Below are 19,339 nucleotides of genomic sequence, written 5' to 3'. Positions count from 1 at the left end.
GCCATTCCATTCTTCTCCCTTCCTGAAAGCACCTCCATGTCTTCGAACCTTCCCGACATCATTCGCGACTTCGAGCGCGTGCCCGCCCGCATCGTGGCGCAGGCCGCCGAGTTCCAGCCGGCCATCCTTGCCGACGTGGCCGGGCGGCGCGGCGCGCTGGACGGGCGCATCAAGGCGCTGCGCCCGCGCATGAAGCTGGCCGGCACCGCCATCACGGTGGAAGTGCGCCCCGGCGACAACCTGATGATCCATGCCGCCATCGCCATGGCCCAACCCGGCGATGTGCTCGTGATCGACGGCAAGGGCGACCAGACCTCCGCGCTCATGGGCACCATCATGATGACGGCCTGCAAGAAGCTCGGCATCGCCGGCGTGGTGATGGACGGGGCGTGCCGTGACAGCCTCGAGATCGACGAGATGGACTTCCCCGTCTTCAGCGTGGGCACCAATCCGAACGGACCCACCAAGAACATCGGCGGACGCATCGGTCACCCGGTGTCCATCGGCGGCGTCACCGTGCGCTCCGGCGACTTCGTGATCGGCGACGGCGACGGCGTGGTCGTGGTCGAGCGCGAGAAGATCGAGTCGCTGCTGCCGCTGGCGGCCAGGAAGGTGCGCGACGAAGCCGCGCGCATTGCGGCCATCAAGGAGGGCGATACGGCAGCGAAGTGGCTGGACACGGCCCTGCGTGCGGCCGGTGTGCTGAAGGAAGGCGAGACGCTGTGACCGCGATTCTCGTCACGGGAGCCGATCTGGCGCCGCAGGCACTCGCCCTGCTCGAAGGACACGACATAGTCTATGCCGGCAGGGCGCCGACCGAGGACGACCTGGTGGCCCTGTGCCGCGCGCATGACCCCGTGGCCATCATCGTGCGCTACGGCAGGGTGGGGCCCGCCGTGATGGATGCCGCGCCTTCGCTCAAGGTGATCTCCAAGCATGGCAGCGGGACCGACACGATCGACAAGGCGGCGGCGCAGGTGCGCGGCATCGAGGTGGTGGCGGCCGTGGGCGCCAATGCCGCCGCGGTGGCCGAGCAGGCGCTGGCCTTGCTGCTGGCCTGCGCCAAATCGGTGGTGTCCCTGGACGCGCGCATGCACGCCGGCCACTGGGACAAGGCGACGCACAAGAGCCTGGAGCTGGGTGGGCGCACCATCGGCCTCGTCGGGCTCGGCGCGATCGGCCTGCGCTTCGCACGCATGGCGGATGCGCTGGGCATGCGCGTGCTGGGGCACGATCCCTTCGCCAAGAACCTTCCGGCCTTTGTGCAACCCGCGGACCTGGCGACCCTCTGGGCCGAGTCCGATGCCGTGTCGCTGCATTGCCCGCTGACCGATGACAACCGCGGACTGCTCAATGCCCGCACCCTGGCGCAATGCCGGCGCGGCGTGATCGTCGTCAACACGGCGCGAGGCGGGCTGATCGAGGAAGACGCGCTGCTGGCCGCGGTGCGTTCGGGCCACGTCGCCATGGCCGGGCTGGACAGCTTCGCGGTCGAGCCGATGATGCCCGGCCATCCGTTCCAGGGCGAAAAGAACATCGTGCTGAGTCCCCACATCGGCGGCGTGACCAGCGATGCTTACGTGAACATGGGCGTCGGTGCGGCAAGGAACCTGCTGCAGGTGCTCGCGCGCCAGACGGCAACGAACTGAGGCGCTGCCGCCGGCATGCGACGCAGGCGTCGCTCATGAAAAAGGAGACAGGAATGAAAAGAAGCGAAAGCATCCGCTGCGCGGCGGCAGCCCTCGGCTGCATGGTCGCGCTGGCGGCGCCCGCGCAGGCACAGACCTGGCCCGCCAAACCCGTGCGGGTGCTCGTGGGCTTTTCCGCGGGCGGCCCCACCGACGTGGTGGCGCGCGCCTTCGCCGACCACGCATCGCGCGCCCTGGGCCAGCCGTTCATCGTGGACAACAAACCCGGTGCGAACACGATCCTGGCGGCCGAAGCGGTTGCGGCCGCCCCGGCGGACGGCTACACCCTGTTGCTGGGGGCGACCAACCACACGATGATTCCCGCGCTGTACAACCAGCGGGTCAAGTTCGATGCCGTGCGCTCCTTCGCGCCGGTGTGTTCGCTCGCAGTGAGCCCCACGGTGCTGGTCGTCGGCCCGTCGATGCCCGTGAAGTCTTTCGGCGCGTTCCTGCAGGCGGTCAAGTCCGAGCCCGGCAAGCGCACCTATGCGACGCCGGGCTCCGGCAGCTCCGGACATTTCGCGAGCGCGCATTTCACGCAGATGACGGGCACGTCGATGAACCACATTCCCTACAAGGGTGCGGCGCAGGCGACGACGGATCTCATGGGCGGCCAGGTCGACAGCTCTTTCGCCACGCTGGGCTCGGTGCTCAACCAGGTGCAGTCCGGCAAGCTGACGGCGCTGGCCGTGGCGTCGCCCAGGCGCTCGGCGCTGCTGCCGAACGTGCCGACGTTCGAAGAGGTCGGCGTCAAGGGCTACACGGCCGACGCGTGGTACGGCCTGCTGGCGCCCGCGAAGACACCGCCGGAGGTGCTGGCCGTCCTGCGCCGTGTCGCCACCGAGTTCGCACAGGCATCCACCACGCAAGAGAAATTGCGCTCGCTCGGCATGCAAGCGCAGAACATCTGCGGCGATGCCTTCGGCGCGCAACTGATGCGCGAGGTCAAGCTTTATGGCGAGTTGGCCCGTTCGCTCGACCTCAAGACCGAATGAACGCGCTGCGCGACTTCCCGGCTCTCACCCCACATTGAAGACATCATGAAAAAGATCATCCGAAGCGTGCTCGCCGCGTGCCTGTGCGCCGCCGCGTTCGCGCACGTCGCCCACGCCGCCTATCCGGAGCGCCCCATCACCCTCGTCGTCCCCTACGCGCCGGGCGGATCGGCCGATGCCCTGGCGCGCGTGCTCGCGGTCCGCGTCGGCGTGAAGCTGGGCACCAGCGTGATCGTCGACAACCGGCCCGGCGCCAGCGGCACCATCGGCGCCAGCTTTGCGGCCAAGGCCACGCCCGACGGCTACACGGTGCTCTACGACGCCACGCCCTACTCGATCAATCCGCACCTCTTTCCTCGCATGCCGTTTGCCAGCAACGCGTTGCAGCCGCTGGCGCTCGTCGCGCTGGCGCCCAACATCGTGATCGTGCGAGCAGAGTCGCCGGTCAAGAGCATCAAGGAACTCGTGGACAAGGCCAGGGCCGAGCCGGGAAAGATGAATTTCGCATCCGGTGGCGGCGGCACCGTGCAGCGTCTCGCCGCGGAGCTCTTGCGTCAGCGGCTCGGCCTGGACATGGTCCATGTCGGCTACAAGAGCGGCGGCCCGGCCATCGTCGATGTCATGGGAGGACAGGTCGACTTCATGTTCAGCACGATCGCTGCCTCGTACCCGCTGGTGTCGTCCGGCAAGCTGCGTGCGCTGGCGGTGTCTTCGCCGCAGCGCTCGTCGCGCCTGCCCGAGGTCCCGACCCTCGCCGAAACGGTGGTGCCCGGCTACGAGGCCTACGAGTGGAACGGCCTGCTGCTGCCCGCCGGTACGCCCGCTCCCATTGCAGACAAGCTCCACAAGGCGGTGATCGAGGTGCTGAAGGAAGACGATGTGAAGCGCCGCTTCGTGGACGTCGGCGTGCAACCGGTGGGCTCGACGCCGGACGAGTTCGCCGAATTCCTGAAGAAGGAAGATGCGAAATGGGCGGACGTGATCCGCAAAGGCAACATCAAGCTCGATTGAAGGTCTCCATGAACACCATGACCGACGCACAGCCGGTTCCCCATTCGGTGGGGAGCAACCGGCCCGCGCTTGCGCTGCCCCCCGATGCCTGCGACAGCCACATGCACATCTTCGACCCGCGGTTTGCGCCGTCGCCCCACTGGAAGCGCCAGCCGCCGCACGCCGAGGTCGCGGCCTATCGCCGGCTGCAGCAGCGACTTGGAACCTCGCGCACGGTCGTGGTCAACCCTTCGACGTACGGCACGGACAACGCCTGCACCCTCGACGCACTCGCCCAATTGGGCGAGCAGGCACGCGGTGTGGCGGTCGTCGGCCACCAGGTGACCGACAGCGAACTCGACGCGCTCGCGGCGCAGCGCGTCTGCGGCCTGCGCGTGAACTTCGTCACGCCCCAATCCTGGGGCAGCACCACGCCGGAGATGCTGACGACGCTGGCACGCAAAGTCGTTCGGCTGGGTTGGCACATACAGGTCTTCGTGCAGCCTGAACAGCTGGTGGCGCTTGCTCCGATCCTTGCGCAACTCCCGGTGCCACTGGTCATCGACCACATGGCCCGCATCGACCCCGCCGAAGGCGTCAAAGGCGAGGCCTATGCAGTGGCGCGCCGGCTGCTCGACGGCGGCAACACATGGATGAAGCTGTCGGGGGTCTACATGCGGTCGCGCGATGGGGCACCCGCCTACGGGGATGCCTTCGACCTCGGCCGTGCATGGGTGGCGGCCGCGCCGCAGCGCCTGGTGTGGGGCAGCGACTGGCCTCACACCACCGAGGCCGCGGACATCGTCAACGACGCCGACCTGAGCGATGTGCTCGCGGCCTGGTGCGACAGCACCGCCGTGCGCGATCGCATCCTGGTGGACAACCCCGCGAGGCTCTACGGCTTCGCCGACATCGGCCAAGGAGACTGACATGTACCTTCTGCAAGCGCCCCAGGTGCTGGAACTGCAGACCTTCACCACCATGCCCGAGTCGCTGCGACGGCGTGAACGCAGTGCCTGGAGCGACGCCAACCGCGGGGGGCTGCCGACCGACTCGTTCCTTGAAGGGCCCGTGTTCGATAGCGCGGGCAACCTCTACGTCTGCGACATACCTTTCGGCCGCATCTTCCGTATCGATCCGGCGGGCGCGTGGACACAGGTGGCCGAGTACGACGGCGAGCCGAACGGCATGAAGTTCCTCGACGCCGAGACCTTGCTCGTCACCGACTACAAGAACGGCCTGATGCGGGTGGACGTGCAGACCGGACGCGTCACGCCGCATCTGCAACGGCGCAACACCGAGAGCTTCAAGGGCGTGAACGACCTCGTGCTCGACGCGCAGGGCAACATCTACTTCACGGACCAGGGGCAGAGCGGGCTGCACGATCCGTCGGGCCGGCTCTATCGGCTGCGACCCAGCGGTCAACTCGACCTGCTGCTGTCCAACGTGCCCAGCCCGAACGGCGTGGCCCTTTCTCCCGATGGCAAGGTCCTCTATCTTGCGGTGACGCGGGGCAATTGCGTATGGCGCGTGCCGTTGCTGGCCGACGGGAGCGTTGCCAAGGTCAGCCAGTTCTTCACGTCGTACGGGCCCAGCGGACCCGACGGACTGGCTGTCGACGTGCAAGGGAGGGTGCTGGTCGCCAATCCGGGGCTGGGCTACGTCTGGGTGCTCAGCACGCGCGCAGAACCTGTCATGGTGCTGCGCGGCCCGGCCGGCGCTTCGACCACGAATATCGCTTTCGGCGGTCCGCACAGGTCCACGTTGTTCGTCACGGACTCCACGCACGGGAACGTGCTGATGCATGCGCTCGATGCTCCAGGTGTCGTGTTGCATGGCTTGCTTGCCGCCGATGGCAAATAGCAAGGCCCAAGAACACGGCGCGGCAACCCTCCGCTTCAATGCGCGGGGAACCCGCCGGCGCTCGACGTGAGGAAGTCGAGAAACGCGCGCAGCGCGGCGCTTTTGTGACTGCGATGCGCATAGGTCGCATACAGCCAGATCGTTGGCGGCATGGCGTCTTGCAGCACCGGCACCAATGCACCCGAGCCCAGGTGCGCGCGCGCCAGTACCTCGGGAACGCAGGTGACGCCAAGCCCTTTCACGGCCAACGCGATCAGGGGCGCGGCGTCGTCCGCGTCGAGGCGGCTGCGCACGGGCATGTACTGCGTCTTTCCATCGATGAGGAAAGGCAGTCGGGGTGAGGCATCCCACAAGGAATACGTCAGCACTTCATGGCGAGCCAGCTCTTCGGGCTTCGATGGCATTCCCTTGCGGGCCCAGTACGTCGGGGACGCGCACAGAACGAGCGGAACCGGTTGAAGCTTGCGCACCACGGCGTCCCTGGCTTCGATGGGCCCGATGCGAAGCGCGACGTCGATCGCGCCCATCACCAGGTCGTCGTCGCGATTGCTCAGGTGGATGCTCACGTGGACGTCCGGGTGGCCGGTGATGAAGTCCTCGATGTGCCAGCCGAGCAAGCTCAGCGACAGGCCGTGCGGCGCCGCGACCCTCAGTCGTCCGCGCGGATGGGCCGCGAAGTCCGACAACTCCGTGTCCAGTTCCTGGATGAGACCGAACAGGGGTACCAACCGCTGCGCGAGCGTTTGCCCGGCGTCGGTTGGCGTGACCGAACGCGTCGAGCGGTTCAGGAGCCGCACGCCCACGTCTTTCTCCAGCTGTGCCACGGTCTTGGTGACGCTGGCCTTGGAAACGCCCAATGCGATGGCCGCCCGCGTGAAGCTCTTGCGGGCGATGACTTCGCTGAAGACCTTGAGCTGCTGCAAGTCTTCCATGGCCTATGGCGCGGCCTTGGCGAGCACATCCTGTCCATGGCTTTCCCAGCCGCCCCCGAGCGCCATGAACACGGCGAGCTGGTCGTCCGCGAGCTGGGCCTGCGATGCCGCCAGGGCAGCCTCGCTCGCCGCCAGCGTGCGCATGGCATCGAGCGCATCGAGTTGCGCGGTCTTGCCATTGACGTACAGCGTGCGCGCCTGCCTCGCCACGGCGGCGCTCTGGTCGCGGGCCGCGGCCAGGGCGGCATGCCGGTCCAGCTCGCGGGCGTAGGACTCGAGGGCGATCTCGGCCTCGCGCAGCGCCGTGAGCACGGTGGCGTCGAAGCGAGCGGCGGCCTGCCGCGTGGCGGCCTCGGCCTGCGCGATGCGCGCGCGGGCCACGCCGTTGGTGGGCAGCGTCCAGCTGATCAACGGGCCCAGGCTGTAGCTGAGCGACTCCCGGTTGCCGAACCTGTTCAAGAAGCCCGCCGAGCCGGCCGACAGGCCCAGCACGACCTTGGGGTAGAGCTCGGCCGTCGCCACGCCGATGCGGGCGGTGGCGGCAGCCAGGCTGCGCTCGGCCTGGCGCACGTCGGGCCGGCGACGCAGCAGGGACGCGCCGTCGCCCACGGGCAGGGGTGCCGCCGTGCGCGGTGGCCGCTCGCACCCGGCCACCTGTGCCGGAAAGTCGCGCGGCGCCGCGCCGGTCAGCGTGGCCAGCCGGTACAGCGCGTTCTGGCGCTGCGCCTGCAGCGGCGGGAGCGAGGCGCGCAGCAGTTCCAACTGGCCGCGTGCGCGTGCGGTGTCGATGGTCCCCACCTTGCCGGCCTGCTGCAGCCGTTGCGCGAGTTGCACCGCCTCTTCCTGCAGCCGCACCGACGCGTGGGCGCTGCGCAGGCGCAAGCCGGTGGTGCAGACCTCGGCATAGGCCCTGGCCGTGCCGCCGGCCACGTTGACGCGCACCAGGTCGACCGCTGCCTGCGCCGCGCCGCTGCCGGCTTCAGCCGCCTCGATGGCGCGGTGCAACTGGCCGAACAGGTCGAGCTGGTAAGACAGGTTCGCGCCCGCGCCGTAGGTGAAGCGGCCGGGCGGCTCGTAGTCCCTCTGCACGAGCGTCAGCCCGGAGACGTGGCCGAACCCGGGGCCGCCGTTCAAGGCCACTGTCGGGCGCTGCGACCCGCGCACCTCAGCCTCGAGCGCCTGCTCGCGCTCGAAACTGGCGATGGCCTGCCGCAGGTCGGTGTTGTGCGCGAAGGCCTGGTCGACCAGTGCGTCCAGCAGCGGGTCCTGGTACAGATGCCACCAGCTCGGCGGCAGGTCCGCGTCCGTTGCGTTGCCGGCGGCGGACAGGAACGGGCCCGCGGAGGCGGCCTGCGCGGGCGAGAGTGTGGCGGGCGCGACATGGTCGGGCCCGACGGGCGAGTGGGCGCAGCCGGCCAGCAACGTGGCGGCCGCAGCGGCCGCCAGGAGCCGATGAAGGCGGCTCATCCTCTACGCTCCGACCGGCGTGCGGCAGCGGCCGCCTCCGAAGCGGCTGAAGCGGCTGAAGCGCCAAGCACCTGTACCGTGACCGTCTGGCCCGTGACCAGCCGGGTGCCGGCCGGTATCGCGCCCAGCTTCACGCGAACGGGCACGCGCTGCGCGAGCCGTACCCAGTTGAAGGTCGGGTTCACGCTGGGAAGCAGGTTGGCGCCGATGCTGCGGTCGCGATCGGCAATGCCGGCTGCGATGCTCTCCACGGCGCCCTCGATCGCATCGGCGTCCATGGGCGTGACGCGCACCCGGTCGCCCAGATGGATGCGGGCCAGCTTGTTCTCCTCGAAATAGCCTTCGACGTAGACCGAGTCCGCGTCCACCAGCGCCATCACCGGATGGCCGGCGCTCGCGTAGGCGCCTTGTCGAAGGTCGAGGTTGGTCACCAGGCCGGCGGTAGGGGCACGCACCTCGGTGCGCCGCAGGTTCAGCCGCGCAGTGTCCAGCGCGACCTGTGCCTGCCGCAGCGCCGCTTCGGCCGAGCGCAGCGCGCTGTTCGCCTGGTCCAGCCGCAGGCGCGATTGCTCGCGGACCTCTTGCGAGACCAGATCGCCCAGGCCCGAATTGCGATTGTTCTCGCGGTGCGCCTGCGCGATGAGGATGCGCTGGTTGCCTACCGAGGCGGCCTGCGCGGCGACGGCCGCCTCGGCTTGCTGCTCGGCCAGTTCGAAGCGGGCCCTGTCCACGGCAAACAGCAGCGCACCGGCGGCGACGGACTGGTTGTCCCGCACCGCGACATCGCTCACCAGGCCGGACACGTCGGGCGCGACCTGCACCACGTCGGCCCGCACGCGTCCATTGCGGGTCCAAGGGGCCAGCTCGTAGTGGTCCCACAGTTGCCAGGCGGCCCAGCAGGAAGCCGCGACGATCGTCAGGGTGAAGAGCAGCCGGGCGGTCGACCGGGCGCTGCGGAAGGCCCAGGCAGGCAAGGGGAGGGCGTCAGTTTTCATGGAAAAGAGAAGGCAGAAAGGGCATGCGGAGGTCAGGAATCAGGAGGCGAAGGCGCCGGTGAAACGGGCCAGGGCATACAGCAGCAGCACGTACACCGCCAGGTCGAACAGGGCGGGGTGCCATACCCACCGGTAGGCGCCGGCCAGGGCCAGCAGGCGGCGCAGCGCCCAGGAACACGCCAGCGCGCCACCTGACAGCAGCAACAGCCCGGGCAGGTACACCCCGTGGAAACTCGTTTCGATCATGGTTGGAGCGCGCCGTTGGCGGCCGGGAAAAGGTTGCGCCGAAGGCCGACGAGCGCAGCGATGGCGCCGGCGGTGTCGATGGAGGGACGCGCGGTGTCGACGGGCAGCGTGTCGAGCAGCAGGCCGTCGATGCGCGGCAGCAGCGATTCGTGGCGCCGTGGCACGCCCGCGGCCTGGGCACGAAAGACCCGGCCCAGGTCGTCGAAGAGACGGTCGACGGCCGACGCCGGCAGGCCGCGTCGCTGCTGCTGCAACGCCACGATGTCCGCGCCGATGCGCAAGTCGCGCAGCGCTCGCCGTGCGTCGGCCTGGGCCTGTTCGCCCTTGCCAGGTGCCGTGCGCGGCGCGAGCTGGGCGATGCGGTCCAGCATGCGGCCGGCATAGGCGTCGCGCCCGGATGCGTCCTGCGGGCGCTGCGCCAGCGCTGCGAGATCGCGCCAGGTCGCGCGCCTTATGCGCTTTGCGCTCCAGTCACTGCCGACACTGCGCACGAGCGCCGTGACGCGCGCCGCGGCCACGCCACCGAGGATCAGCGCGAGGTTCGAGTTGACGAGGCTCGGCAGGTCGGCGCTGGCGGTGTCCTGCAAGGCGAGCGTTCCGGCCACGCCGAAGAACATGCCCAGGGCCGCGAGCGAACTGGCCGGCCGCGCGATGTAGCAGCCGACCACCAGGAAGAAGGGCGCGATGCACAGCGCCAGCATGCCGAAGTCACGGGCCAGCGGCATCACCGCCAGGACGCAGAACACGGACGCCGGCAATGACCACAGCAAGGCGACGACGAACTTGTGCATGGCCGGCACCGGGTCGTCCATCGTTGCGAAGAAGCTGCAGAAGACGGCCGCCGACATGGCCGCGGCCGACCCCGAAGGCCACGCCGTGAGGATCCAGATCGCGCAGCACGCGCAGGTGGCCAGCACGGCAGTCAGGGCCGAACGCAGTGCTAGGCCCCTGTCCAGGTGCAGCACCTTGTGACCCAGCGCCGCGGCGCTTCGCGGTCGCGGTGCGGCGCCGGCGAGGCCGGCGTCGATGTCGCCGCGCAGCACGGTGCAGGCATGCCAGTCGACCATCAGCTCTTCGAGGCGCACGGCGAGATCGATGCGCAGTGCGCGGACCCAGGGCGACGAGGCCGGCCCATCCGCCAGGGCGCGAAACGCGGCGCGTGCTTCGTCCATGGCCTCGCCTGTGGGGGGGAGGGCGTCCGGTGAGCCTGGCACTTGCGGCGCCATCCAGGCGCTGCGTCGCTCGAGCGCCGAGACGATGTCCCGTGGCACTTCGCCCTCGGCGGTCTTCAGCGCCTCGAGCCTGTCCTCTATCGCCGACAGCGTGGGCGTGAGCGCCGAGATGCGGTCCTGCATCGCGCGGACGGCGCCCGTTGTCCAGCGCAGGTTGCCGGTGTCGAAGGGCACATGCGTCGACAGCAGGCGCAACTGCGTGATGTCCAGCGCCAGCCGCTGGCGGTCCGCGGCCATGCGCGCGCCGTCCGTGCGAGCGAGCCCGTCGCGCAGCAGGTCGGTCATCCACCGGCGTGCGTCGCCCAGCGCGCGATCCATCAGGCCGAGCAGCGGCGGCGCCAGGCCGGCCGGCAGCGCGATGCTGTGGACCAGGCTGGCGCAGAGGATGCCCAACCCGATCTCCTGCACCCGCGCCACGGCGGTGTCGAACATGGCCGCAGGCGCTTCCACCAGGGGAAAGCCGATGAGCGCGGCCGAGTAGCCCGCCAGCATGAACACATAGGAGCGCGCGCTGCGGTCCAGCAGCGAAAGGTAGAGGCAAAGGCCCGTCCACAGCGCCAGCGCCAGGGACAGCAGCTCGGGCGAGGCCGACAACGACGGAATCAGCACCACGGTGGCCGCGCAGCCGGCCAGGGTGCCCACGAAGCGGTAGAGCGCCTTGGAGCGCACATTGCCGGCCAGGGGATGCGCCACGATGTACGCGGTCATGAAGGCCCAGAAAGGCCGGGGCAGGCCGGCGCGGCTGGCCACATACAGCGCGAGCATGGCGCCCGCGAAGCTCTTGAGGGAGAAGAGCATCTCCTGGCGAGAGAAGCGAGTCCGTTTCATGCGCCGATGCTAGGCAGGGGTGCCCGTGTCGGAAATTGCATTCCTGGTCGAACGATTTCTCTTTTCGGCCACGGGCCCGGGATGCGTCCCTTCCGTGCCGGCCCCTGCGGCCGACGGGCGAGAATGGTGGGCTTGCACCAACGCGATTCATTGGAGACCATGCAACGCCCCGAGGTCGCCCCTGAAGACCTGGACCGCCAGCTCACCGTTCCCGTCATGGCGCTTCGCGTGGACGTCGAGGCGCGTGCGCGCGAGATCCCGATCCACCAGCACCCTATGGGGCAGCTCGTCATCGCACTGCGCGGCGCCGTGTCGTGCGAAGTGCCGGGAACACTCTGGATGGTGCCGCCGCAGGCGGGCGTGTGGATTCCGGGTGGCACGCCGCACAGCAACCACGGCACGGCGAACGCGCTCATCTTCTATCTGTTCGTCGCCCCCGGTGCGGCCACATTGCCCACGAAGTGCTGCACCCTGGCCATCAGCCCGATGTTGAGCGAGATGATCCAGCACCTGGCCGGCCTTGCGCCGACCTACGAGCCCGGCAGTGCCACGGACCGGTTGGCGCATGTGCTGCTGGACCAGCTCGCCGCCATGCCGAACGAGGACTTTTCGCTGCCGATGCCGCAGGACGCGCGGCTTCGAAAAATATCGCACGCCATCACGCTCGACCCCTCCGACCGCAGGACCCTGCAGGACTGGGCCGCCGAGACCGGTGCCAGCGAACGGACCCTGAACCGACTGTGCACGGCGCAGACCGGCCTGAGCTTCGGCCGCTGGAGGCGCCAGTTGCACATGATCGTGGCGCTTCGGGAGTTGTCGGGCGGCGCCACCGTGCAGCAGGTGGCTTACGGCTTGGGGTACGAGTCGCCGTCAGCCTTCATCACCATGTTCAAGAAGGCGTTCGGAAAGCCCCCGGCCGCGTATATCGCTGAGCGATGCCGTTCCAGGGAAGGCCTGATCAAGAGCACGTTTCTTGCATGAAGGATTGAACCCTGCAAAGGAGCAAGAGCGATGAGCCGGATCAGCGTTGCAGACGCGGAGCAAGCGGGCAAGAGGAAGAAGACGAGGCGCGAAGTGTTCCTTGGCGAGATGGAACTGGTGGTGCCGTGGAAGGCGCTGCTCAAGGTCATAGAACCCCACTATCCAGTGGCAGACCGAGGCCGTCGGCCCCGCCCGCACCGAAGCAATCAGTGCTTCTTGAATCAGGAAATTGACTGCCGAACGCATTCGATGAATGGCTCGACCAGCGGACTTTTCAGGTCACTGCGCCAGCAGACGGCGACATCGAAGGCATCGTCTGCATCGAGAAAAGGCTTGAACTTGATTCCGGGCGGGGCCCCTAGTGCCGCGCAGGATGGGACGATGGCCAAGCCTTCCCCCGCCAATACCAGGGCGAGGGCTGAATGAACGGTGGTCACTCTGTGCGCGACCTTCATCGTGACATTGTGACGACGCAGAAAGCTCGCTACGACGGACGAATCTGCACCTTCAGAGTATGTCGGCAGCCCGATCAACAGGCAGCCCTGCAGTGCCAGCGGATCGACAGCTCGCGCGCGAGCGAACGGTGACGCCGAAGGGACGGCCAATCTCAATGCTTGACGCCCTACGATGGCCGTTGAGATTCCTTCTCTGCGAATTGGAGGCATGCATATTCCAACGGTCACTTTTCGCTCCTCGATCTGCTGCTCATAGGTCAGCGCGCTCATCTCGAGGAATTGAAGGTCCACATCCGGAATGGTGCGCCGCAAACCGGGTATCAACTTCGGAAGAACGGCGTATCCCAACGCAAACATATAGCCAACGGCCAAGCGCCCGACTCGTCCTGCCGCAACGGAGCGGGCCGCCTCCACGCCTTCATGGGCAAGCGCCAAGGACTCTTTTGCACGCGCGAGCAGGGCCGCTCCAGCATCCGTCGTTTCCATGCCGCCTGGCACTCGATGAAAAAGGGGAGTGCCCACCAGCGCCTCGAAATTGCGAATCTGCACCGAGAGAGGGGGCTGCGCCATGTGAAGGCGTGCGGCCGCTTTTCCGACGCTACCGGCTTCGGCGACAGCGACAAACAAACGCAGGCTCCGTAAATCCATCGGCCCATATTAATGACGTATGGGCGTGTTGCATATCGGTATTGGACCTGCTGAAACGTGCGTGGGAAGCTTCATTCCGCTTATCAACCAGGAGACAAAGAATGAATCACCCCGCATCTATTTCAGAAGTCGCCAGCAGCGAATCTGTCGGCATGACTTCACACGAGTGGCGCCTGCGCTGCGATCTCGCGGCCTGCTTCCAACTCACGGACCTCTACGGCATGTCGGACGTCGCATCGACCCACATCTCGGCCGCAGTCCCCGGGCCCGAGCATCACTTCCTGGTCAATCCGCTTGGCGTTCTCTTCGACGAGATGACGGCGTCGGACTTGTTGAAGGTCGACATGAACGGGCAGCTTGTCGGTGGCGGTGATCCGTCGTTGCTCAACCCCGCGGGCTTCGTCATTCACAGCGCCATTCACATGGCACAGACCGACATCGTGTGCGTGATGCACTCGCACACCGAAGCCAACAACGCGGTGGCCATGCAGGCCGAAGGCTTGCTGCCCCTGAGCCAGAAGGCAACGGTGATGCTCGATTTCCTTGGCTACCACGACTACGAAGGCGCGGCGCTTGACGAAGACGAACGCGAGCAGCTCGTGCGCGACCTGGGACCGCGAGGCCGCGTGCTCATCCTGCGCAACCACGGCGCGCTGACAGCGGGTCGAAGCGTCGGTGAGGCTTTCTGCTGGATGCTGCGCCTGGAGACGGCTTGCAAATACCAGATCGGCGGGCTGGCGGGGCAGGTGAGACTGAACACGCTGTCCGAAGCGACGATCGCCCATACGCGCGCGCAGGGCCGCAGGATGCTCGGAAGCGGCGGGTTTCTGGAGGTCGGGCGCTTCGAATGGCCAGGGCTGCTGCGCAAGCTCGAGCGGGAGCGCGGCGTCTCCTATCGCACCTGATCAGCCCGGCCCGCCGGCTTGCGCTCAAGGGCTTCCAGGCGCGCCAGCGTGGCCGGGGCACGCAGCGATCTTTCGTAGGCGGCGCGGCCGGCTGCCTCCGTCCACGTACCGGCGGCGATCTGGTCGATGTGGGTCTTCATCGAACATATGGCCGGGCGTTCGCATTCGAGCATCGCCTTCACATAGTCCGCGACCTTGGCCTCCAATGCATCGGGCTCGACCAGGTCGGTCAGGTAGCCGATTCGAAGCATCTCTTCGGCATCGAGCGATTGCGCCGTGAGGAAGATCTTTTTCGTGGCCGCGGGCCCGATCCTGCTGACGAAGCGACGCAGGCCGCCGGGGTAGTAGTGGAGGCCGAACTTCGCAGCGGGCATGAACAATCGGCTGCCGCGCACGCCGATGCGGAAGTCGCAGCACATGGCCAGATCGGTGCCTCCGCCGTAGGCGCTCCCGTTCATTGCGCAGATCGTCGGGATCGACACGCGCTCGACGCGATCGAGCATGGTCTCGAAGCTGTTGTCGAGCCGCGACCTGATCTGGCCGAGCGTATAGCCCGAGCAGAAGGTCTTGTGCTCAGACCCGGTGATGATCAGCACCGACACCTCGCGACGCAGCGCGATCTCGTCGAGATGCGAGATCAGTATCGAGGGATCGTCCGGGTCGATGCGGTTGTGTTCTCGTGGCCTGCGCAAAGTGATGGTGGCCACAGCCCCTTCGATCCGCAGTGCGGGCGGCTGCGACGCCGTCATGCGTGCGCCGCCGCCGATTGCGCCGCGGCGCCGTCCGCCAGCAGCGTGTCGATCTCGTTCTGGCTGCAGCCGAACTCGCGCAGCACCTCGCACGTGTGTTGGCCGAGCAGGGGCGGGGCCCGGCGGATCGAGCCTCCTTCCATCGCTTCGAGCTTGATGGGCGAGCCGACCTGGCGGACCGTGCCCAATTCAGGGTGTTCGATTTCTTCCACGAAGCGGCTGTGCTGCACCTGCGCGTCGTTGAAAACATCCGCAAGATCGTTGATCGGACCTGCGGGAATCTCGGCCTCGATGAGCAGGCGTGTCCACGTTTCGCGCGTATTGCTTTTCAACTTGCCTTCGATGAGTTGCTTGAGCTCCTGGCGTCGCTCGACGCGTTTTGCGTTCGTTGCAAAGCGGGGATCGTCGATGAGATGGCCGAGGCCGAGAAGCGCGCAGAGTTTGTGCCACATGTCTGTCGTGGCGGGTGCGATGTTCAAGGGACCGTCAGCGGCTTCGAAGACGCCATAGGGCGAGATCACGGGGTGAACATTGCCCGCCAGTTTGGGGATTTCTCCCAGGCTCAGGTAGCGTTGCCCCTGCACGCTGAGCAGCCCGACCAGTCCCCCCAGGAGCGAAGTCTCGACGCGTTGGCCTTCACCGGTGCGCTGCCGCTGGTTCAGTGCCGCGAGCACGCCGATCGCACACCACATGCCTGCCGTCTGGTCGCCGATCGCCACGCCTACGCGCATCGGGCCGGACTCTTCTGATCCGGTCACGCTCATGAGGCCCGAGTAGCCCTGCGCGATCTGGTCGAAGCCTGGCCGTTGCCCGGCCGGTCCGGTTCGCCCGAAGCCAGTGATGCTGGCGTAGACGAGCCCGCGGTTGCGCTCGCGCAGCGACTCATATGACAGGCCCATCGAGTCCATCGCGCCGGGCCGGAAGTTCTCCGCGACCACGTCGCATTGCGAAGCCATCTCGCCAAGAAGGCGGATCGCGCGCGGGTCGCGAAAGTTGAGCGCGACGCCGCGCTTGTTCCGGTTGCCGCTGAGGTAATACGCGCTGGTGCCGCGGTCGAACGGACCCCAATTGCGGATCATGTCGCCGCCCATGGGCTCGACCTTGATGACGTCTGCGCCGAGGTCCGCCAGAACCATCGTGCAGAAGGGGCCCGCCAATGCGCGCGTCAGGTCGAGTACGCGCACGCCGGCCAATGGAAGCTCGGGATTTGCCATGTCTGTCTCCAAAAAATACTTGTACATCAACGCTTCGGACTATATATTGCATACAACAGTTATGCAATTTGAGGCCAACCAACGGAGACATCGATGAAGAAACCCAACATCCTTTTGATCATGGCGGACCAGCTTTCTGCGCCGGTCCTGCCCTTTCATGGCAACACTGCAGTCAAGACGCCGCACCTGCAGGCGTTGGCCGAACAGTCGGTCGTATTCGACAACGCGTACTGCAACTTCCCGTTGTGCGCACCGGCGCGCTTTTCGTTGCTGGCCGGCCAATTCGCGACCGAGATCGGCGCCTTCGACAACGCGTGCGAGTTCGAGGCATCGACGCCCACGCTGCCCTACTACCTGGGGCGCGAGGGCTACAAGACCATCCTCAGCGGCAAGATGCACTTCGTGGGCCCGGACCAGAAGCACGGCTTTCAGGAACGGCTCACGACCGACATCTATCCGGCCGACTTCGGCTGGTCGGCGGACTGGAAGGAGGGCGAGTTCAGCTTCTACTCGCCGGGCCACAACCTGAGCACCGTTGACGAGAGCGGCGAGTGCTTTCGCAGCCTGCAGTTGGACTACGACGAAGAGGTCGAGACCAAGTCGATCCAGCGCCTGTACGACCTGGCCCGCGACGACGAGCAGCCTTTCTTCATGTGCGTGTCTTACACGCACCCGCACCCGCCTTTCCACATCCTGCCGGAGTACCTGGCGCGCTACGACCGCGCAGAAATCAACCTGCCCAACGTGCGCGACATTCCCATGAAAGAGCGCGACATGCTGAGCCAATGGGTCCAGTACTCCCACGGCCTGGACAAGCAGACGGCCACCGACGAACAGATCCTGCGCGCGCGGCACGCCTACTATGCGATGGTCAGCTACATCGACGACAAGGTGGGCAACCTGCTGAAGACGCTCGAGCGCACGGGCTTCGACAAGAACACCATCGTCGTCTTCACCTCCGACCACGGCGACATGCTGGGCGAGCGCGGCATGTGGTTCAAGCGCGTGTTCTTCGATTGGTCGGCCAAGGTGCCGCTGCTGTTCAAACCGCCCGGAGCAACGACACCGCGCCGGATCTCGGAGCCCGCGTCGCACGTCGATCTGCTGCCCACGCTGATGGCCTTCGCCACGGGCAAGGAATCGTCGGAATGGGTAGAACCGGTCGACGGCCGCTCGCTCAGGCCCGTCATCGAAGGCGCGGCCGAACACGGTGACGCCACCGCCTTCGTGGAATACACGGCAGAGGGCGTGACCGGGCCATGCTGCATGCTGCGCAAGGGACACTACAAATACGTCTACACGCACGGCTACCCCGATCAGCTCTATGACCTCGAAGCCGATCCCGATGAACTTCGGAACGTGGCGGCCAAGCTCCCCGACGTCCTGGCCGCGCTGAAGGCCGAGGTGCACACGCGCTGGGATGCGGATGACATCAAGTCGCGCGTGCTGCACAGCCAGGCGCGTCGCAAGTTCATCAAGGACCTGCCCGATGCGATTCAGCCGGTATGGGACTACCAGGCCAGCGTCGACGACACCAAGCGCTATGTGCGGCGCGGCAGCGCGCGGATCATCAAAGTAAAGAAGCGCTGGCCGGTGGTCGCCGACATCAAGAGCTGAGCGCTCGCCACATCGGAGACATACATCATGGAACACACCATCGAGCGCGAAGTCGATCCCGTGCGGCTCGCGCGCGCACTCAGCGGCTTCAATCTCATCAACGGCAAGCTCGTGCCGGCGCACTCCGGAAAGACACTTCCCGTGGTCAACCCGGCCACCGGCCACACGATCGGATCGGCGCCGGCCAGCGATGCGAGCGATGTCGCCAGCGCAGTCGAGGCCGCTCACGCCGCACAGCCGGCCTGGGCCGCGATGGCCGCGCGCAAACGCGGCACGCTCGTTGCGGAGTGCGCACGCCTGCTAAGTACGCACGTCGAGGAACTCGGTCGTCTCGTCGCGCTGGAGACCGGCAAGGCGCTCAGGACGGAGAGTCGGGTGGAAGCATCCGTCGTGGCCGACTCGCTGCAGTTCTACGGCGGGCTCGGCTCGGAACTGAAGGGCGAGTCCGTGCCTTTCAGTCCCGACATGCTCACGGTGACGACGCGCGAGCCCGTCGGCGTCGTCGGTGTGATCATTCCGTGGAACGCGCCCATGATGCTGATGGCGCTGAAGATCGCGCCAGCGCTGGTTGCAGGCAACAGCGTCGTCGTGAAGTCTGCCGAGGAAGCCCCGCTGGGCGTGCTGCGCGTGTGCCAGATCCTCAACCAGTTGTTGCCGCCAGGCGTGCTCAACATCGTCTCGGGCTTCGGGCCCGATTGCGGTGCGCCGCTCGTCGTGCACCCCAAGGTGCGCAAGATCACTTTCACGGGCTCCGTCGAAACCGGAAAGATCGTTGCCAGGGCCGCGGGCGAAAAACTCATTCCCGTGACGCTGGAGCTCGGTGGCAAGAGCCCGATGATCGTCATGGGTGACGCCGACATCGACAAGGCGGTTGCGGGTGCTGTGGCCGGCATGCGTTTCACGCGACAGGGCCAAAGCTGCACGGCCGCCAGCCGCATCTTCGTGCACGAAAGCGTGCACGACACCTTCGTCGAAAAGGTCAAGGCCAAGGTCGACGCGATGAAGATGGGTGACCCACTGGACGAAGCAACGGACATCGGCACCATCATCTCCAGGGACCAGCACGACAAGGTCAAGTCGTACATCGAGGTCGGCCGCAGCACGGCAGGCGCGACATGCCACGAGTGCTCGGCATTGCCCTCCGGTGCCGCGCTGGAGAACGGCCTCTTCGTGCGGCCCGTGATCTTCACCGGGCTGGACAACGACAGCCGCCTGGCGCGCGAAGAGATCTTCGGGCCCGTCACATGCGTCATCAAGTTCGCGAACTACGAGGACGCGTTGGCGCAGGCCAACGACAGCGACTACGGCCTCGCTGCAACGATCTGGACCCGCGACCTCAAGACCGCGCTGGACGCCAGCCGCAGGCTGGAGTCGGGATTCGTGCAGATCAACCAGAACATCGTCGTGCAGCCGGGCTTGTCCTATGGCGGCGTGAAGCAGTCGGGCCTGGGGCGCGAAGCATCGCTCGAAGCCATGCTGGACCACTTCACGCACAAGAAGACCGTGATCTTCAGCCTTGCATGAAGCGCCACCT

Annotated in this window: 18 protein-coding genes and 1 pseudogene; 11 read left to right on the top strand and 8 right to left on the bottom strand. The window is 66.9% G+C overall.

Annotation, left to right across the window (positions count from 1 at the left end):
* Positions 1 to 36 precede the first annotated feature (36 nt).
* Genes L3V85_RS36155 through L3V85_RS36130 form a run of 6 tightly spaced genes read left to right on the top strand, consistent with a single transcriptional unit; the run spans position 37 to position 5,536 of the window.
* Complete coding sequence (locus tag L3V85_RS36155; RefSeq protein WP_237677341.1) at positions 37 to 726, top strand: RraA family protein; 690 nt, start codon at positions 37 to 39, stop codon at positions 724 to 726.
* Positions 723 to 1,649: an NAD(P)-dependent oxidoreductase gene (locus L3V85_RS36150; RefSeq protein ID WP_237677340.1), complete on the top strand. Its 927-nt coding sequence runs from the start codon at positions 723 to 725 to the stop codon at positions 1,647 to 1,649. The genes L3V85_RS36155 and L3V85_RS36150 overlap by 4 nt, the downstream gene beginning before the upstream one ends.
* 53 nt (positions 1,650 to 1,702) lie before the next feature.
* On the top strand, positions 1,703 to 2,683 hold the full coding sequence (locus L3V85_RS36145) for a Bug family tripartite tricarboxylate transporter substrate binding protein (protein WP_414080257.1): 981 nt from the start codon (positions 1,703 to 1,705) through the stop codon (positions 2,681 to 2,683).
* A gap of 45 nt (positions 2,684 to 2,728) precedes the next feature.
* Complete coding sequence (locus L3V85_RS36140) at positions 2,729 to 3,694, top strand: Bug family tripartite tricarboxylate transporter substrate binding protein (protein ID WP_237677339.1); 966 nt, start codon at positions 2,729 to 2,731, stop codon at positions 3,692 to 3,694.
* Positions 3,695 to 3,702: 8 nt separating this feature from the next.
* Positions 3,703 to 4,602, top strand: coding sequence for an amidohydrolase family protein (locus L3V85_RS36135; RefSeq protein WP_237677338.1), 900 nt, complete (start codon positions 3,703 to 3,705; stop codon positions 4,600 to 4,602).
* Position 4,603: 1 nt separating this feature from the next.
* The gene (locus L3V85_RS36130; RefSeq protein WP_237677337.1) at positions 4,604 to 5,536 is read left to right on the top strand and encodes an SMP-30/gluconolactonase/LRE family protein; all 933 of its coding nucleotides are present in this window, start codon (positions 4,604 to 4,606) and stop codon (positions 5,534 to 5,536) included.
* Positions 5,537 to 5,571: 35 nt separating this feature from the next.
* Here the strand turns inward: L3V85_RS36130 and L3V85_RS36125 are convergent, their stop codons facing one another.
* Genes L3V85_RS36125 through L3V85_RS36105 form a run of 5 tightly spaced genes read right to left on the bottom strand, consistent with a single transcriptional unit; the run spans position 5,572 to position 11,236 of the window.
* Complete coding sequence (locus L3V85_RS36125) at positions 5,572 to 6,468, bottom strand: LysR family transcriptional regulator (RefSeq protein ID WP_237677336.1); 897 nt, start codon at positions 6,466 to 6,468, stop codon at positions 5,572 to 5,574.
* Between the two features lie 3 nt (positions 6,469 to 6,471).
* Entirely contained in the window at positions 6,472 to 7,935 is a 1,464-nt protein-coding gene (locus L3V85_RS36120; RefSeq protein ID WP_237677335.1) for an efflux transporter outer membrane subunit, read from the bottom strand.
* A complete protein-coding gene (locus tag L3V85_RS36115; RefSeq protein WP_237677334.1) occupies positions 7,932 to 8,930 on the bottom strand; it encodes an efflux RND transporter periplasmic adaptor subunit in 999 nt (332 codons plus the stop codon). The genes L3V85_RS36120 and L3V85_RS36115 overlap by 4 nt, the downstream gene beginning before the upstream one ends.
* Positions 8,931 to 8,969: 39 nt before the next feature.
* Complete coding sequence (locus L3V85_RS36110; protein ID WP_237677333.1) at positions 8,970 to 9,176, bottom strand: DUF1656 domain-containing protein; 207 nt, start codon at positions 9,174 to 9,176, stop codon at positions 8,970 to 8,972.
* Positions 9,173 to 11,236, bottom strand: coding sequence for an FUSC family protein (locus L3V85_RS36105; RefSeq protein ID WP_237677332.1), 2,064 nt, complete (start codon positions 11,234 to 11,236; stop codon positions 9,173 to 9,175). The genes L3V85_RS36110 and L3V85_RS36105 overlap by 4 nt, the downstream gene beginning before the upstream one ends.
* 159 nt (positions 11,237 to 11,395) lie before the next feature.
* On the opposite strand from L3V85_RS36105, the gene L3V85_RS36100 reads away from it, so the two are divergent.
* Together L3V85_RS36100 and L3V85_RS36095 are read left to right on the top strand one after the other, a co-directional pair.
* Positions 11,396 to 12,217, top strand: a complete 822-nt coding sequence (locus tag L3V85_RS36100) for an AraC family transcriptional regulator (RefSeq protein WP_237677331.1) — start codon at positions 11,396 to 11,398, stop codon at positions 12,215 to 12,217.
* Between the two features lie 30 nt (positions 12,218 to 12,247).
* Positions 12,248 to 12,406, top strand: a pseudogene (locus tag L3V85_RS36095) (IS5/IS1182 family transposase); the annotation flags it as partial.
* 32 nt (positions 12,407 to 12,438) lie between these two features.
* Here the strand turns inward: L3V85_RS36095 and L3V85_RS36090 are convergent.
* Positions 12,439 to 13,320 carry a LysR family transcriptional regulator gene (locus tag L3V85_RS36090; RefSeq protein WP_272934573.1) on the bottom strand — a complete coding sequence of 294 codons (882 nt, stop codon included), beginning with the start codon at positions 13,318 to 13,320 and terminating at the stop codon, positions 12,439 to 12,441.
* Between the two features lie 101 nt (positions 13,321 to 13,421).
* Here L3V85_RS36090 and L3V85_RS36085 point away from each other — a divergent pair, with 101 nt between their 5' ends.
* Positions 13,422 to 14,225, top strand: coding sequence for a class II aldolase/adducin family protein (locus L3V85_RS36085; protein WP_237677329.1), 804 nt, complete (start codon positions 13,422 to 13,424; stop codon positions 14,223 to 14,225).
* Here L3V85_RS36085 and L3V85_RS36080 read toward each other — a convergent pair.
* Positions 14,213 to 14,974, bottom strand: a complete 762-nt coding sequence (locus L3V85_RS36080) for an enoyl-CoA hydratase/isomerase family protein (protein WP_237677328.1) — start codon at positions 14,972 to 14,974, stop codon at positions 14,213 to 14,215. The genes L3V85_RS36085 and L3V85_RS36080 overlap by 13 nt on opposite strands.
* On the bottom strand, positions 14,971 to 16,188 hold the full coding sequence (locus L3V85_RS36075; RefSeq protein WP_237677327.1) for a CaiB/BaiF CoA transferase family protein: 1,218 nt from the start codon (positions 16,186 to 16,188) through the stop codon (positions 14,971 to 14,973). The genes L3V85_RS36080 and L3V85_RS36075 overlap by 4 nt, the downstream gene beginning before the upstream one ends.
* Positions 16,189 to 16,281: 93 nt before the next feature.
* On the opposite strand from L3V85_RS36075, the gene betC reads away from it, so the two are divergent.
* Entirely contained in the window at positions 16,282 to 17,805 is a 1,524-nt protein-coding gene (gene betC / locus L3V85_RS36070; protein WP_237677326.1) for a choline-sulfatase, read from the top strand.
* Between the two features lie 27 nt (positions 17,806 to 17,832).
* Positions 17,833 to 19,329, top strand: a complete 1,497-nt coding sequence (locus L3V85_RS36065) for an aldehyde dehydrogenase family protein (RefSeq protein ID WP_237677325.1) — start codon at positions 17,833 to 17,835, stop codon at positions 19,327 to 19,329.
* The last annotated feature ends 10 nt before the right edge of the window (positions 19,330 to 19,339 follow it).

The sequence above is a fragment of the Variovorax paradoxus genome (genome assembly GCF_022009635.1).
Lineage (GTDB): Bacteria > Pseudomonadota > Gammaproteobacteria > Burkholderiales > Burkholderiaceae_C > Variovorax.
The sequence above is the reverse complement of the archived record's forward strand: the minus strand, read 5'-3'. Positions and strand labels throughout refer to the sequence as shown.